Raw genomic sequence first — 17,617 nt, forward strand, 5'->3', positions numbered from 1 at the left:
AAACTCCTGTCATACTTACCTATGAGGCTCCTTGCCTGCGCAAATATTGTTATAGGTTTTTATTTAAAGTGACACACCAATACAATGTGCATGATGTTGTTATAGTTTTGAATATTTAGGGAAAAAAGCCTGAAATATTCAAGTCATATCTATTTATTCATGAGACTCCTGCCTGCGCAGGAGTGAATAGTCTGCTAAGACTAAAGCTGCCATGGCCTCAACAATAGGAATGGCTCTAGGTACAACGCACGGATCATGCCGCCCCTTACCCTGCATTTCTACAATATCACCTTTATTATCAAGAGTGTTCTGTTTTTGGATAATTGTGGCTACCGGTTTGAAAGCCACTCTAAAATAAATGTCCATTCCGTTGCTTATGCCGCCTTGAATACCACCAGATAAATTGGTTTTGGTACTTCCATCTTCATTAAATTGATCGTTGTGCTCACTACCCTTCATCTTGGCGCCACAAAATCCACTACCATATTCAAAACCTTTTACAGCATTAATGGATAGCATGGCCTTACCAAGTTCAGCATGTAACTTATCAAATACAGGCTCTCCAAGCCCCACAGGTAAATTCTGAATCACACAAGTGACTGTTCCACCAATGGTATCGCCTTGTTTTCTAATCTCCCTGATCCGTTCAATCATTTGATTTGCAATGGCTTCATCCGGGCAACGTACAGTATTGCTTTCAATCTTTGAAAAGTCAAGATCTTGATAGGGTTTGTCTAAAAATATATCGCCTACTGAGGAAGTAAAAGCATGAATCTTAACGTCTTTGAGCATTTGTTTTGCAATGGCACCAGCAACAACTCGACAAGCAGTTTCGCGTGCAGAACTTCGTCCGCCACCCCGGTAATCACGTACACCATACTTTTTATCGTAGGTATAATCAGCGTGACTAGGACGGTAAACGTCTTTTATATGTGAATAGTCTTTTGATTTCTGATCAGTATTTTTGATGATGAAGCCAATGGGAGTCCCAGTAGTTTGACCTTCAAAAATCCCTGAGAGGAATTCGACCTTATCTGATTCTTTGCGTTGGGTGACAATATCTGATTGACCTGGTTTGCGACGGTCCATTTCTGCCTGAATGGCTTCAAAATCTAACTTTATTCCTGATGGACAACCATCAATAATGCCACCAATGGCTGCGCCGTGAGACTCCCCAAAAGTGGTGAGTTTAAACAATTTTCCAAAGGAATTTCCTGCCATAAATATTATTTTGTGCTAATGTAATTGTATTCTGAGAGAAACAAAAATAGAATTTTTAAGCGTTTTCTAAATTTTTAATTGTGGAAAGATAACAATTCCTTCATAAAACCAAGTGATAATTTGACGGAACACCGATTCTAATTCCGAAACCAAAGTCTCTAAGAAAATACAAACGTGATCTTCACAATGCAAGGTGTTTTGAATCATTCTAAAACTTAAGATTATAACAGAGCGCGTCTTAAGATTGTAATGGGATGAAGCGCTTCCCTTTGCGTGCCATCGAGAATTTGATGTCTGCAACTGGTGCCGTTTGCTGAGATCAGTGCCGTCTCAGGAGCTTTTCTTACCGCAGGAAATAAGGTCTGCTCACCAATTTGCATGCTGACTTCATAATGTTCCTTTTCATATCCAAAACTCCCAGCCATTCCGCAACAGCCACTTGGAATAATGGTAACCTTATAGTTTTCTGGAAGATTAAGCACTGTGAAACTGGAGAGTTGATTGCGCAAGGCCTTTTGATGGCAATGGCCATGAAATTTAATGGTTCTCTCCTCTTGTGTGAATTGTGAAGATTTTATATGTCCTAAGTTGATTTCCTGTTGAATAAACTCCTCAATCAGGAAAGTATGTTTCGCGATATTTTGAGCGGCCAATTTATCATCTGCCAATTTTGGGTACTCATCCGTAAAGGTCAAAATTGCTGAAGGTTCAATGCCTATTAATGGTGTCTCTGCTGAAATCAAATCTTTAAAAATAGTCACATTTTTATTGGCCATTTTTTTAGCCTGCTCTATGAGCCCTTTTGACATGAAGGAGCGCCCAGATTCAGCATGCTTAACAAACTTGATATTATAATTCAGACCTGTTAAAAGCGCTATGGCATCCTGTCCGATAGCAGTATCTAAATGGTTGGTAAACTCGTCGTTAAAAAAGTAAACAGTTTTAATATGCTTAGAGACAAAGGATTGATTGCTAACGCCTTCAATATGCTTACTTAAACTCTTTTTTGAAATTAATGGAATCGATCTCTCCTTTGCAATTCCGAAGCCTTTTTTAATGATTGAAGAGCTTATTTTGTTTTTGAAAAAGAAATTTGTCATCTGCGGTAGCGCACTTGAAAACCCATTCAATGCATTGTTATAGGCAAACAATTTGGTTCGTAATGAGACCCCATTGGCCTTCTGATATTGATATTGAAACTCTGCCTTTAAACTTGCCACGTCCACGCTGCTTGGACATTCGCTGGCGCATGCTTTACAACTCAAACAAAGGTCAAAAACCTCCTTTAATTCATGATGGTCAAACTTATTGGCTTTGTCGGAATTGGTTAAAAACTCACGTAATGCATTTGCCCTGCCACGTGTGGTATCTTTTTCATTACGGGTTGCTCTATAGCTCGGACACATAGTCCCACCAAATTCGGGCAGTTTCCTACAATCGCCTGAACCATTACATTTTTCTGCTTCTCTTAAAATACCTAACGATGCTGAAAAGTCCATTAGGGTTGGAATTTCAGGTTCGGTTCTATCGGGTTGATAGCGCAGATTTTCATCCATTGGGTAAGCATTAACTATCTTTCCTGGATTAAAGATATTCTCAGGATCGAAGGCAGCTTTTATACGTTTTAACAAATGGTAATTCTCTTCGCCAATCATTAAAGGAATAAATTCAGCTCTTACAATCCCATCGCCATGCTCGCCGCTCATAGAACCCTGATATTTTTTTACCAAATGCGCTACGTCCGTTGTTATTTGTCTGAACATGGCAACATCTTCACTTTTTTTAAGATTGAGGATCGGTCTTAAATGTAGTTCTCCTGCACCAGCGTGGGCGTAATAAATGGCTTCTTGGTCGTGACTTTTCATTAATGCTGTAAACTCAGAAATGTAATTTGCCAAGTCAGGGAGTGCCACAGCAGTATCTTCAATACAGGCCGCTGATTTCCTATCGCCAATCATATTCCCTAAGAGTCCCAAGCCTGCTTTTCTAAGCTCCACGGCTTTTTCGATATCCGGACCAACAAGAACTGGCCAGGCGTAGCTCAATCCGGAATTTTGGATGGCTTTTACAAGCTGTTCCGCTTGTTTTTCGACGGACTCAAAAGTGTCTGCCCTGACCTCACACATTAAGATTGCTTTAGGGTCGTCAACAATAAATGTCCTGTTTTCTGCTTGGGTTTTATTTTGTTTGGTACAATCCAAAATGGTTTTATCCATCATTTCACAAGTAAAAAGATCATGTTGCATGGTCAGCTCAACACTTTGCAAACAATTTTCAATACTATCAAAATGAGCTGCCACCATCATTGTTTCCTTCGGTGGCAAGGCATCCAATTGCAAGGTTATTTCAGTCGTAAACGCTAGCGTACCTTCACTTCCAGACAATAGCTTGCACATATTAAAAGCTTCAGAGGCATCAGAAAAAACATCATTCTGAAGCAGCTCGTCAATGGCATATCCGGTATTTCTTCTATGGATTTCGGGTTTTGGGAAATGGTCTGAAATTCGTTTTTTGACGTTTTCTGAATTCAGTTCGTTATATATGGACTGGTAAATTTGTCCTTCCAAGGTGGTTGGTTTTGTTTTTTCGAAAAACTCCGTTTTGGTGATATTCTCGAAGAGGGCTTCACTCCCATCGCTCAACAGGGTTTTCATTGCAAGGACTTTGTCTCTCGTAACACCATATTGAATAGATGTAGTTCCGGAGGAGTTGTTTCCTACCATGCCCCCAATCATGCAACGATTGGAAGTGGATGTGTTGGGCCCAAAAAAAAGTCCATAAGGCTTTAGATGGTTATTGAGTTCATCTCTCACAACACCTGGCTGTACCGTAACCGTTTTTGCCTGTTCGTCAATAGCTATGATTTTAGTGAAATATTTGGAGACATCTACAACAATACCTTCGCCAACACATTGACCTGCCAAAGATGTCCCTGCTGTTCTTGGAATTAGTGAGGTGGAGTGTTTACGTGCAAAATCTATCAATAGTTTTAAATCCAATATAGTTTTAGGATAGGCTACCGCTAAAGGCAATTTTCTATATACCGAAGCATCTGTCGCATAAAGCGCTTTCATTAAATCGTCCGTAAACAGCTCTCCGTTCAATTGTGCTTTGAGCTCTTTTAACACTTTACTTAACTCTATTACCATAACTATTATTGAAACTCGGATTATGTTAAAAATAAGTCCTAAATTTAGGGGTAATTACCCAATTTTAACATAAAGTTGGCGTTATAATTTCACACGATCATCAATTCAAGATGTATTTTTGTTAAAACTTTAAAACTTAAATTATGAAAAGAATATTTTTAATCGCTATTGCCTTTATTGGAGGTACTATGTTTATGAATGCGCAGGATATTGCTGACAACGCCATTGGTTTACGTATTGGCGACAGTGATGGTTTTGGAGCGGAAGTCTCTTACCAACGCGCATTGGGTTCTAACAATCGTTTAGAATTGGATTTGGGGCTTAGAAATGGAAGCAACTACGACGGGTTTAAACTTGCCGGTATTTACCAGTGGGTCTGGAATATTGACGGTGGCTTTAATTGGTATGCAGGTCCTGGTGCAGGTCTTGCAAGTTATGGTTATAAGTACAAGGATGAAGGTAGACATTATAAAGACAATCAAACCTTTATCTTTATTGCTGGCGATATAGGAATAGAATACGTTTTTGATATCCCATTAATGTTATCATTAGACTTTAGACCAGAAATTGCTTTTGGAAATGATTATAATGACGACTTGGATTTCGATATTGCCTTAGGGATCAGATATAGATTTTAGAAGTTCATTTCTTTAGGAAGAGAAACTATATAAAAACAAAAACCATCATTATTTAGATAGTGATGGTTTTTTTGTTTGCATTTGGCGGTATTCCGTTGGTGTCAATTGATATTCTTCTTTAAAGATTTTTGAAAAATAGCTTCTGCTGGTCAAACCTATTTTATAAACAATTTCTGAAATGTTTAAATTTGTACTCCTTAATAATTGCGATGCAAGATTAAGTCGCACGTCATTAATATAACTATTGATGGTAGAATTATAAAGAATTTTGAATCCCTCTTGAAGCTTGGTTTCCGTTAGGCCCACTTCTTTACAAAGATCATTAATGGTATTGGTTCGTTCAATATTCTGATGTATAAACTGCACAGCTTCTCTTACCTTACCCACTTCATATTGTCGCAAAACATGTCGGTTTTCTTCATTGTTCTGGTCGTCTTGGTATTGTGAAATCTGATTGCCAAGCAATTGATACCCACAGCTGATCATAAAAATAGTTCTTAAAAAATAAGTGTCATCGAAGTTTTTTATTTTTTCAAACACTTCAGCAAGGGCCAAGCTATAATAGCCTTCATGATAAAAACTGTTTTTTGCGAAAACATCTCCAAAAATATCGTTGAGATCTGATTTGATAAGTTCCGAGGAGCATTCATCATAAAGCATAAAACCTTCGCGGTCCATTTCCAAACTGTAAAGATTGACCTCTTGATTTTTTTCAAAGCTAATAACGTGGCCGTTATGGTCTTGACTTGCTACAATGGCTTGTTGGTACTCTTGCAGTTCATGGAGTGTATCTTCTTCATTAGAAAAACGATGAACAAAGTTACCTTTAGTGCAGTATAAAAACTTTAAAGGATGAGTCAAATCTTTCACAAATTGAATTTCCACATCCTTTCTAAATTTACAATGGTATTCAATAATGCCAAGTCCAGACTCCAACATCATCGCTTTAATATAACCCTCTCCTATTGGCTCTGATAGTTCAACAAGATACTCCCTGCAATTAAGCTGAAAAGGTAATTGAAATGCTGCCGCTAAGTCTTTTATAACTAAATCTACTGGGAGCGAGTTGACTTTAATATTTATCATCCAATCCGATATTTAGACACCAACATGAGGTTGCAGGTAGAATATTTAAAGATAAGATTATTTTATAAGCTCACAATTTTTTAAAGTCTTGACATAAACAGCTTCATACTGTGGTACAACATTCTCAATTGCAAATTTAGCAGATTCTTTTGTGGCATTGAGTTTAAAGGATTCGAGTCTTTGTGCGTCACTCAGAATATAAATAGCATTTTTTGACATGTCTTCCACATCATTTACATTGCTCAAGAAACCAGTAACCCCTTGGATATTAACTTCAGGAATACCACCCGTATTACTTGAAATGACCGGAACTCCTGAAGCCATTGCTTCTAAGGCAGCCAAACCAAAACTTTCGGTTTGTGATGGCAGTAAAAATAAATCACTAAAACACAGAATTCTATCTATTTCATGGCTATTGCCAAAAAAGACCACTTTATCCAAAATACCGAGTTTTTTACATAACTTTTCTGCACCAGCTTTTTCTGGCCCTTCACCAACCATCATCAATTTTGCTGGTATTTTCTTTTGAATGTTATTGAAGATCTTGACTACATCCGGAATTTGCTTCACCTTTCGGAAATTACTGATATGGGTTACAATCATTTCATCTTCAGTGGCCATCACATCTCGTTGACAATCTGTAAAGTCTAATTTATGCCGACTGAAATCAATGAAGTTCGGAACCACATCTATCTCATTTTTAATATCAAATAAGCGTAATGTGTCTTCCTTTAGACTTTGAGATACTGACGTCACGGCATCTGAATTATTGATGCTAAATGTAACTGCGGGTTTATAAAAAGGATGGCTTCCAACAAGGGTGATATCTGTACCGTGAAGTGTAGTAACTATGGGAACATAAATACCTTCTTCCTGTAACATTTGTTTTGCCATATAGGCAGCGTAAGCATGAGGAATAGCATAATGTACATGAAGCAACTCAATGCCGTACAACTTAACCATGTCTACCAGTTTGCTTGATAAAGCAAGCTCATAAGGTTGGTACAAAAACAATGGGTATTCTGGCACATTTACCTCATGATAATGAATATTACTGCCCAACAAATCCAATCTTACCGGCTGACTATAGGTGATGAAATGAATTTCATGACCTCGTTTGGACAAAGCCAAACCTAATTCTGTTGCAACAACACCACTACCTCCAAAGGTTGGGTAACAAACGATTCCTATTTTCATTTTAATTTCTTTTAGTTTTATTCCTCATTGGGCTTAATGCTCCGAGGTTTGCCTAGATTACGAAGACAATTTTTCAGTCATGCCTCGTGTACTTATTAGCACATGCGTTCGGCACCCTATGGATTAATGGTTCAACATGATCATGCTACAGACACCTAAAGCGTTTATTATTCTATAATCGCTTCATAAATCAAACGTTGGATTTCTGTTCTGATCCCTTCCTTTAATAGTATATTATTGCTGGCGTTTGGATAGGTGCGGTTTGATAAAAATACGTAAACAATTTCTTCTTCCGGATCGGCCCAAGCATAAGTTCCCGTAAAGCCCGAATGTCCAAAACTTGATAAGGATACACAGCCACAAGTGGGGCCTTTTGTACCCAACTGTGGTTTATCAAAACCAATCCCTCTTCTCACCCCACTCCCGCAGTAATAGCAATAATTGAATTTATCAATAGTTTCTGTCTTTAAATAGCGTTTCCCACCATAGTAGCCTTTTTGAAGATACATTTGCATTATTTTCGCAACATCGTTAGAATTGCTAAAGATACCTGCATGTCCGCCCACTCCATTTTGCATTGCTGCTCCCATATCATGAACATAGCCATGAACGGTTTGATACCTGTAGTAATTATCAATTTCGGTCGGAACCAATTGCGAATTACTAAAAATAGTTGCGGGATTGTAGGTGGTGTGATTAGCACCCAACGATTGATAAAAATGTTCTTGAACCAATTCATCCAAACCCTTATCGTAGTGTTTTTCTATATATTTTTTCAAGATAAAATACGGAAAATCACTATACCGATAATTCAAACTTGACAATAAGTTACTGTCTTTGATTAATTTTTGAATCGTATCTGGATAATCATGTCTCAAATAAAGCTCATCAGCCACCTTGACATTGAACTTTGGGCTCGACACTCTTCTATAGTATTTTGGATCTGGTTTTTTTGCGTCATCTAAAGTGGCGGTATAAAATGGAATCCAAGGTTTTAGACGGGCATAATGTGATAGCATCTGCTTTAATGTAACATTTCTCTTGTTAGAATCTTTATATTCTGGCAAAATTTGGGACAGCTTTGTATCGGTAGACACAATCCCTTTTTCCTCAAGTTCCATTAAGAGTGGTAATGTTGCCAATATTTTTGTAAGCGAAGCCACATCATACATGTCATCCAAATCTACTTTTTCCTTTCCGTCATAGGTGTGCTTACCAAACGCTTTGTTATAAACAACTTTTCCTTTACGAGCCACTAAGATCTGCATTCCCGGAGCAGCTTTGTGGTTAATGGCGATTTTTGCCATGGAATCCAGTCTATTGAGTCTTTCCGAGCTCATGCCCACAGATTCGGGCAAGCCATAACTCAACGATTTTATTGAGTTGTAGATAAATCCGTCACCAACCTTAAAATGTTCACCGGTAGAAACTGGCAAAGTCCCTTTGGCAGCAATAGCGCCAAAGATAAGTTGTGCTGATTTACACATTGAAATCTCACTATTCTGATAACTTACAACAATGCCTTCAATATTTTCAATTGAATGCAAATCGATAAGCGTATAAGGTCTTGCAAAAACATTCAATATCACGGTATTGGTCCGTGCTATTTCATAAAGCCAAACCATTTCTTTATTCGAAAATTGATAAGGTTTCCACGGATTGGCATTCGATTTATGAAATCCGACAATAACCGTATTGTAGTTTTGAAGTTTAGTGATCAACTCGTCCAATTTTGAAGCTTTGATATGATGCACTTTGGTGTATTTCCTTAATTCATCTAAATATGCCGAATTGTCTATGGGATCGCCCATTTCTACATAGGCTATCTTTTTGGTGTCCAGATGTCGTAAGGGTAATATTTCTTTTTCATTGCGCACTACAGTTATTGCATTTTCCATAACTTCTTCGTAGAGCAGGTCATCTTTCAAACGGTTAAGATCCTTCACAAGATCCGTTATGCCTATAGGACTGAAGTTATGGAGACCAACTTTGTACTTTGCCATTAAAATCTTTTTAACCGAATGAGCCAAGCGTTCTTCGCTAATTTCTTTAGCTTCATAGGCAGTGACAATTTTATCAATTGCAACGGGAATGTTTTCAGAGATTAAAAGCACATCATTGCCTGCCATAAATGCAGCAAGATCAATATCTCCCGGTTTGCTATAGTTAGAAACGCCCTTCATTTCTAAAGCATCAGTAAATATCAAACCTTCAAATTGCAAGCGTTCCTTTAAAATATTGGTAATAATATGTTTTGACAATGATGATGGTGTACCGTCTTTTGGCTCCAAACTTGGAACGTTTAAATGTGCCACCATAACACTGGACAAGCCTTCCCGAATAAGCTTTTTATAGGGATATAACTCTATAGAATCAATCCGTCTGGCATTGAAGTTTATTGTAGGCAATGTTTTATGACTATCGGTATCTGTATCGCCATGTCCGGGAAAATGTTTCGCATTGGCTAACACTCCGGCATCTTGCATCCCTTTCATAAATGCCAAACCTTTGGCCGTCACATTGTCCCGATCTTCGCCAAATGAGCGGTTTCCTATTATGGGGTTTTTAGGGTTGGTGTTGATATCAACCGTTGGTGCAAAATTGAAATGAACTCCAATTCGCCTGCTATGCTCACCAATATGCCTTCCTACCTGCTCCACCAATTTATTGTCTGTAATAGCACCAAGAGTCATGTTATATGGAAACGCGTAGGTAGAATCCAAGCGCATGCTCAATCCCCATTCTGCGTCCATACCAATCAATAATGGCACGTTGGAAATGGCTTGATAGGTATTGTTTAGTTTGGCTTGTTTAACTGGTCCACCCGATGAATAAATAATACCTCCAATTTGCTGGTTGTTTATTAATCTTGCTATTTGGGCTTCATTGGATTTGTTGTTATTGGACAACGCTCTCGCCATGAACAATTGCCCTACACGTTGACGTGTATCCAAACTGTTATACACGCTATCTACCCATTTTTGCTGAGCAATCGGATCTTCTGCCAATAATGGGTTTACTGATATTTGTGCTAAACTATGGAGTGATATAAAAAAAATTATAACGAGGGAAACTACTAAGCGCATATAAATTCGGGTCTTTCGGGTCTTTTAAAAAGTCTAACTTGTCAACTACAAAACGGGTCAGCAAATTACCATTTTTACAGTGAAGGGAACAGAACTTTAAGATAGTTTTATAAAGAAGACAGCAATAAATTCTGATTGGGTGTATACAATTTATTTTATAAAGCGGCTGTGCCAGCTATCACTTGCAGGGACCTCCCAATTTTCATTGAATTCAGCAATATTATTGACCAAATTATTAAAGACAATCGTGTTTTTGGAAACCGCTTTTTCTTTGGCCATTTTTTTGAAATCCAACAACGTCTTATAGGCAATATAATCTCCTTGCTTATAAGACACATTCATTTTGTCCAAAAGATCGACATTATAATCTTTTTCCAATTGCTGAATAAAATGAACCGAGGCATCTATACTGCATCCCGTTGCAGTACTTAAACTTTGATTGATTGCGATAATTATAAAACGTCTGTATTTAATGAGATAGCCCGATTGCAGATCTGTGCCATGGGCCGTCCAGTTGGATATAAAAGTGTCCAACTTAGATTCTATTTCTGAAATTTCCTCATCGGTGAATGAACGATTGGCTTGGTAAATCCAAACTCTTGACTCCTCTGGTAAGGTATTAAAATCGACTAGCATAATTTTATTTTTTTTCTAAGTACAAAAGTACACAATTACATCCAATCTCTATCTCAGGACTCTATCTTAAATAAGAGATAATCTACGATTGATTTCGCGTTTTTCTCAGTGATGCATGGGATTTTTACTTTATCGGATGCAGTGGCAATATGAACTGAAGCTATATTATTTTGCTTTTGAAAAATGCTTTGTTTTATCTGGACTGATTGAATTTTTTCTATTTCGCTGATATTTCGCACCCGATCGATAAACCCGCTATTAACGGTGAGATATTTATCGGTAATTTGATAGCTCGACTTCTTATAGGTGTAATGGACAAATAATGCTAACCAAGGTACGATGATGCTATTGATGCTCCAAAAGAAATTCCCGAAGATGACCAACGCCAAACCATTGACAAATAGACCCCAAATAATTGAGCGAAAAATCAATCGACGTTTGTAATAGACATCAGGCTTATCAAACGGACCCAACCCATTATACAGAGGGAAAACTTTCGTAACTAAATGAGCTACTTGATGTTGCTCTAAGGCTACAATCTTGAAGTTCTTTTGCTGCTTTTTATTGACCATAGCCTGTTTGATGGACAATGTATGTAGACCCAATGCTTGCTTTAAACGATTGGTTTTAATGATGATGTTTTGGATCCTTACGGGCATTAAAATCAATGACAGCTTGTTGAACAGGCCTTTATTAATTTCAATAGTAATGTTGTTCTCAATGACTTTTAAATTGAAATTAGAGATAAAGGTGCTAATAATTGAAAACAAGGTCGATATTAGAATGGCAAGGACAACAATAAATGCATTGGCCAGTATTAGATTGAACAGGCTTCCTGTTTCAAAATTAACTGACGATTGTAATTGCTCGGAGATACCCAAGTCCTGAAGGTAATCTTTAAACTCATTGTACAGTCCAAATACAAAAGAAACAATAATCACAAAACTTTTGAGATGATTTTGCGAGATGCCTTCTAATAGTAAACGCTTTGTTGAAACCATAAAATACACGCTGCTCTCAGAAATATCTTCAACTGAATCCGCTGCGGCTATTTGTTTTTTAACGAACAACTGCTTTTTAAGCTCAAGCGCATTGGCACGATTTAATGCATTAATCTCAATTTCAGCCTTATCGTCTCCGGCCGTTTCTATGGTTAGCGAAACAACGTTAATGAGCTGCTGTATTAAATTTTGTTTGATATAAACATTTTGAATTTTGGATTTGGGAACGATAGTGAGATTCTTATTGACAATACCCGATGACAAATGAAATTGGTCTTTATCCAAATAAAATTTAAAATTCAGGTATTTGAGAATTGCAAATAATAGAATCAGTAAAACAACACCGGTTATAATTAGCGTAAGAATTGAAGGCGTTAAAAATGAAAACGATTCTTCTTTTATAACGGATAAACCTAAGGCCAAAAAAACAACAAAATAGCGTCTAATAAACTTCAAAGTATGAAGTGCAAATATGACGAGAATGCCCTTGGATGATTGCCGTGAAGGTTGAGAAAAATCAATCGGCTCCATTAATCTTGCTGCTTAGAAAATCATTGATTTGTTTTGCCTCCACATATTTTAAACCTGGAATCCTTAAATCAATCCCAGAATCTCCGGCAGTATAAATCTTTAAAGTTCCCAAGTTAAATCTTCTGGCCAACCAACTGCGGGAAATTTCTAAATGCTGGATACGTGACACAGGAATCACAGAGATGGAATTGACCAACAGGCCTTTAGAATAGATAACATCATGCGTTCTTATAGCATATTTTCGTTTTTTGAATGCGAAAATCGCACCCATAAGATTCAGAATGCAGAATAGTAGGACCGCCGAAAACAAATACCAAAATATCAGTTGGAAGTTAGGATGTGAGACTTTTATTTTGGCAATGAATAATACAAATCCGATAATTCCATAAAAAACAAGTCTGTTAAATATTATAATCTTGAGATATTGTTTTGAAATAGGTTTTAGGTCGACATCAGCAATTGAAGGCAAGGTATCCAGATTGATTTGCTGATTACTGAACATAATTCGTTTCTCTATGATTATAATGAAAATGGTTGCATTTATATCTTGAGTTCCAAGGATTTTTGCCTACCAATTAAACATTCAAATTTCACACAAAAATATTTTATTCGATTAAATCGATATGCTTATCATGATATCCCAATAAGTACAAAACAGCGTCTAATCCTAAACTTGATATTGCGCTTTGTACATTATTTTTAACTTTTGGTTTGGCGTGAAATGCGATGCCTAATCCCGCAAGATTGAGCATTGGCAAATCATTGGCCCCGTCACCTACCGCGATGGTCTGCCCAATATCAATGCCTTCTCTAATGGCAATTTCTTTTAGGTATTCGGCTTTTTTATTACCGTCAACAATCTCTCCAAGATAATTTCCCGTCAACTTTCCATCTTTGATCTCCAGTTGGTTGGCGTAAACATAGTCTATACCTAATTCCTTTTGCAAATAATGTCCAAAATAAGTAAACCCACCAGATAAGATAGCGGTTTTAAATCCGTACTTTTTCAACGTATTGATCAATCTTCTTGCCCCTTTGGTTATTGGTAAATTAACAGCGACATCATGGAGTACATCTTCGCTCAAACCTTTTAAGAGTTGCATTCTACTTTTAAAGCTTTCATTGAAATCGATATCGCCATTCATGGCAGACTCTGTTATTGCTTTAACTTCGGCTCCAACCCCTGCCAATTCGGCCAATTCATCAATAACTTCAGTTTGTATAAGTGTTGAATCCATATCAAAACACACCAAGCGTCTGTTGCGCCTGTATATATTATCTTCCTGAAAGGCAATATCGACATCTAAATCGTGGGAGATTTGCATAAACTTCTCCGTAAATTCAGCTTTATTATCAATTTTACCTCTTATTGATAATTGTATTGAGGCTCTTGGGTAGTCATCCTGTTTAATTAAAGAAATGCGACCCGTCAATCGTTTTATGGCATCAATATTTAAGTTCTTTTCGGATATGACCTTGGTCACCGTTGAGATTTGCTCAGCCGTCAGTTTCTCACCTAAAATGGTAATGATATAACGATCCTTACCTTGATTGCTTACCCATTTTTCGTAGTTTTCAGATGTAATTGGTGAAAACTTAGCTTTTACGCCGAGCTCATAGGCTTTAAACAACAAATCTTTTAAAACCGCAGCCGATTTGGCGCCTGATTCAATTTCAAACAAGAAACCCAATGATAAGGTATCGTGAATATTTGCTTGTCCAATATCCAATACTTTAGCGCCATATTGTGCTAAAACGTTGGTCAATCCGGAAGTCAGTCCAGGTTTATCTTGTCCTGAAATGTTTAATAGAAATATTTCTGTGGCCATTATAAATCTTGCGCATTAGCAATTAATTCGGCTATATCCATCACAGCAATATCCGTTTCTTTATTTTTTGATTTTACGCCATCCGTCATCATCGTATTACAAAATGGACAACCGGCAGCAATAATTTCAGGTTTCACCTCAATGGCTTCTTCTGTACGTTTAACGTTTATTTCTTTATTTCCTGGTTCTGCTTCTTTAAACATTTGGGCGCCTCCTGCTCCGCAACAGAGTCCGCGAGATTTGCAACTTTTCATTTCTACCAATTCGGCATCCAATTTTCTGATCAAATCTCTTGGTGCTTCATAGATGTCATTGCCTCGACCTAAGTAACAAGGGTCATGGAACGTAATGCGCTTGCCTTTAAATTGGCCACCTTCAACTGTCAACCGCCCTTCATCTAAAAGTGATTTAAGAAATTGGGTATGGTGCATTACTTGATAATTGCCTCCAAGACCTGGGTATTCATTTTTGATGGTATTGAAGCAATGCGGACAGGCCGTAACTATTTTCTTGATTTCGTAGGCGTTTAATACCTCAATATTGGTAACTGCCTGCATCTGAAATAGAAATTCATTGCCTGCGCGTTTTGCAGGATCACCTGTACAACTCTCTTCAGTTCCTAAAACAGCAAAATCTACATTGGATTTATGAAGCAACTTCACAAAAGCTTTGGTTACCTTCTTGGCTCTATCATCAAAACTTCCCATGCAACCTACCCAAAAAAGTACTTCAGGGTGTTTGCCTTGGGCCATGAATTCTGCCATAGTTGGCACTATTATTTGTTCGCTCATTTTTTTATGAGTTTATATATTTTAATAATTTTTTAAAAATCTTAGATAGTATTTCGATAAGATTTGAATTGCCTTAATCTATAAACTACCAAATATGATACTGATACTATCAAATAAGTCAGATTACTCGTTTTTCCAATTCAATCTGTCCATTTGATTATATGGCCAAGGGGCGCCATTATTTTCTATGTTGGTCATCATATTGTTGAGTTCCATTGGTGCTGCGGATTCTTCCATGACCAAATAATTTCGCATCTCCACAATAATTGACATAGGGTCAATACTAACCGGACAGGCTTCAACACAGGCGTTACATGTGGTACATGCCCATAATTCTTCACGTGTAATATAATCGTCCAGTAATTGCTTACCATCTTCTTTAAAGACGCCATTGTTGGCATCAATATTTTTACCAACCTCCTCCAAACGGTCTCGTGTATCCATCATGATTTTACGAGGTGATAATTTTTTACCTGTTATATTGGCAGGGCATTCGCTCGTACAGCGTCCGCATTCTGTACAAGTATAGGCATTGAGCAATTGTACCCAATTTAAATCCTGAACATCGCTGGCTCCAAATTTAACAGGAATATCGTCCCCTTCATCTTCGGGTGGCGCTGCAAATGGATCGGCATCCGGATCCATCATCATTTGCACCTCTTTTGTGACCACGTCATTATTTTTGAACTGTCCTTTCGGAACGATTTTTCCGAAGTAAGTATTCGGGAAGGCTAAAAGAATATGTAAGTGTTTAGAAAAATAGAGGTAATTTAAAAAGGCAAGTATTCCAAGGATATGTAACCACCAGGCACTACGTTCAATAATATGAATGGTACCTTCTGAAAGTCCGCTAAAGAGTGGCGTTAAATACTGACTGATGACATTCCCGTTTTCCATAGCTTGGAATTTCAGATCCGTGGCGTTCATGATTAGGAACAGTGCCATCAGCACCATTTCAATATAGAGAATATAATTGGCATCATTTTTAGGCCAACTGGTCATCTCATTAGCCCAAAAGCGTTTAATTTTAATAATATTTCTTCGGATCCAAAAGATGATTACAGAAACAAAGACCAAAACGGCCAACACTTCAAAAACCCCAATAAGAACACCGTATAATGGTCCTATGGATGAGAAAATACGATGTGTGCCAGCAAGACCATCTATGATAATCTCTAAAACTTCAATGTTTATAATAATAAAACCCAAATACACTATAATATGCAAAAATCCAGAAACGGGTCTTTTGACCATTTTACTCTGTCCTAATGCAATCATTGCCATATTTTTCCAACGCTGCGATGTGTTATCGCTTACATCGACATCTCGGCCCAATTTTATATTGCGAATTAGCTTTCTTACATTATTTGCAAAAAAACCAATACCTACAATAAGCGCTATGGCAAAAAGGATATTTGGTATGTAGTTCATTATAAATGAGGTTAGTTATTCTCCAATTCTATACGGATTTCTTCTGGTTGTGTTTTTTGATCTTCAATAATATTGCCTTCAGCATCAAATCGGTCCGGCTTTTTGCCGAAAACTGAAAAATGCACATAACGTTTTGGGTTCAGCTTAAAGTCCTGCAACAATTGTTCTAACTGTAAAGAGGCACCTTCAAGGTTTGTATACAATTTGTCGTCATTAAGCAGTTTGCCCATAGTGCCTTTACCGTCCTTAACACTTGCCAATAAGTTATTGACCTCTTGCAGGGTTTGATCAAGTTCAGCAAAGGTTTTGGATATTTCAACCTGTTTAAATTCGGTAGTAATCTCAGCAAGATTTCCTGCTAAGGTATCAAAATTACCAATTGCCGATGTCAATGCTTCATCGTTTTTGGACACTAAGGTGGTCATGGCATTTGACATCGATCTGAAAGAAACGATGGTTTGATTAAGTTCAGCGATAGCAGCTTTTATGCCGTCTTCGTCTTCATTGATGATCAATCGGTTAAAATTGTTCATTAATGAATCCGCTGCTTTTAGAGTTACTCCCAAATTGCTACTGATTCCCGAAAAGTTTTTGGTCAAGCTTGTAATGAGGCCTTCTTCCACCTCAGATTCCAAGAAATCACCATCCTCTGCAAGTTCAGGTCCTGGCATAGGAATAATGGCTAAGGCATTACCTCCCATCAGGCCGGTTTCATACATTCGGATTTTACTATTAGTAGAGAACTTGACATCTTCCGTTACTGTAAGAGTCACAATTGTTTTTCCTGTAGCATCGTCGTAAGTGATCGTTTCAATTTTCCCTATTTTATTCCCTTTTATGGTCACTAAGGATGAAGAACTCAAGGCATTGTAATCGAATTGGGTTTTATAACGATTATGTTTTTTTAAAATATTGATGCCTTTTAAGTAATTAAATGTAAATACCATTAGGAGTATCCCTGATATTACAAGTATGGCGGTTTTAACTTCTCTTGATATTTTCAAAGTTTTTTAGATTTAGT

13 protein-coding genes are annotated in these 17,617 nt (G+C 37.4%); 1 reads left to right on the plus strand and 12 read right to left on the minus strand.

Features of this window, described 5'->3' with window-relative positions:
• Positions 1-153 precede the first annotated feature (153 nt).
• On the minus strand, positions 154-1,221 hold the full coding sequence (aroC, locus tag H3Z82_RS15700) for a chorismate synthase (protein WP_182206451.1): 1,068 nt from the start codon (positions 1,219-1,221) through the stop codon (positions 154-156).
• A gap of 221 nt (positions 1,222-1,442) precedes the next feature.
• Positions 1,443-4,370 carry an FAD-binding and (Fe-S)-binding domain-containing protein gene (locus H3Z82_RS15705; RefSeq protein WP_182206452.1) on the minus strand — a complete coding sequence of 976 codons (2,928 nt, stop codon included), beginning with the start codon at positions 4,368-4,370 and terminating at the stop codon, positions 1,443-1,445.
• Positions 4,371-4,513: 143 nt separating this feature from the next.
• Between H3Z82_RS15705 and H3Z82_RS15710 the strand changes: the two genes are divergently transcribed.
• Positions 4,514-5,008, plus strand: coding sequence for a hypothetical protein (locus H3Z82_RS15710; RefSeq protein ID WP_182206453.1), 495 nt, complete (start codon positions 4,514-4,516; stop codon positions 5,006-5,008).
• 48 nt (positions 5,009-5,056) lie between these two features.
• Here the strand turns inward: H3Z82_RS15710 and H3Z82_RS15715 are convergent, their stop codons facing one another.
• The 10 genes from H3Z82_RS15715 to H3Z82_RS15760 all read right to left on the minus strand — a co-directional run bounded on the left by H3Z82_RS15715 (position 5,057) and on the right by H3Z82_RS15760 (position 17,600).
• Complete coding sequence (locus H3Z82_RS15715) at positions 5,057-6,094, minus strand: helix-turn-helix transcriptional regulator (protein WP_182206454.1); 1,038 nt, start codon at positions 6,092-6,094, stop codon at positions 5,057-5,059.
• A 57-nt stretch (positions 6,095-6,151) separates the two neighbouring features.
• Positions 6,152-7,291 (minus strand): N-acetyl-alpha-D-glucosaminyl L-malate synthase BshA, encoded by a 1,140-nt coding sequence (bshA, locus tag H3Z82_RS15720; protein ID WP_182206455.1) that lies wholly within the window; start codon positions 7,289-7,291, stop codon positions 6,152-6,154.
• Positions 7,292-7,458: 167 nt separating this feature from the next.
• Positions 7,459-10,377 (minus strand): glycoside hydrolase family 3 N-terminal domain-containing protein, encoded by a 2,919-nt coding sequence (locus H3Z82_RS15725; protein WP_182206456.1) that lies wholly within the window; start codon positions 10,375-10,377, stop codon positions 7,459-7,461.
• 150 nt (positions 10,378-10,527) lie between these two features.
• Positions 10,528-11,013, minus strand: coding sequence for an ABC transporter ATPase (locus H3Z82_RS15730; RefSeq protein WP_182206457.1), 486 nt, complete (start codon positions 11,011-11,013; stop codon positions 10,528-10,530).
• Between the two features lie 53 nt (positions 11,014-11,066).
• Positions 11,067-12,545 carry a PH domain-containing protein gene (locus H3Z82_RS15735; protein WP_182206458.1) on the minus strand — a complete coding sequence of 493 codons (1,479 nt, stop codon included), beginning with the start codon at positions 12,543-12,545 and terminating at the stop codon, positions 11,067-11,069.
• Positions 12,532-13,047: a PH domain-containing protein gene (locus H3Z82_RS15740; RefSeq protein WP_182206459.1), complete on the minus strand. Its 516-nt coding sequence runs from the start codon at positions 13,045-13,047 to the stop codon at positions 12,532-12,534. The genes H3Z82_RS15735 and H3Z82_RS15740 overlap by 14 nt, the downstream gene beginning before the upstream one ends.
• 103 nt (positions 13,048-13,150) lie before the next feature.
• On the minus strand, positions 13,151-14,374 hold the full coding sequence (serB, locus tag H3Z82_RS15745) for a phosphoserine phosphatase SerB (protein WP_182206460.1): 1,224 nt from the start codon (positions 14,372-14,374) through the stop codon (positions 13,151-13,153).
• Entirely contained in the window at positions 14,374-15,165 is a 792-nt protein-coding gene (locus tag H3Z82_RS15750) for a (Fe-S)-binding protein (RefSeq protein WP_182206461.1), read from the minus strand. Before H3Z82_RS15750 ends, serB begins: the two co-directional genes overlap by 1 nt.
• Positions 15,166-15,288: 123 nt before the next feature.
• On the minus strand, positions 15,289-16,596 hold the full coding sequence (locus H3Z82_RS15755; RefSeq protein WP_182206462.1) for a (Fe-S)-binding protein: 1,308 nt from the start codon (positions 16,594-16,596) through the stop codon (positions 15,289-15,291).
• 11 nt (positions 16,597-16,607) lie between these two features.
• Positions 16,608-17,600, minus strand: a complete 993-nt coding sequence (locus H3Z82_RS15760) for an MlaD family protein (protein WP_235982467.1) — start codon at positions 17,598-17,600, stop codon at positions 16,608-16,610.
• Positions 17,601-17,617 lie beyond the last annotated feature (17 nt).

The sequence above is a fragment of the Gelidibacter maritimus genome, assembly GCF_014062315.1.
Classification (GTDB): Bacteria; Bacteroidota; Bacteroidia; order Flavobacteriales; family Flavobacteriaceae; genus Gelidibacter; species Gelidibacter maritimus.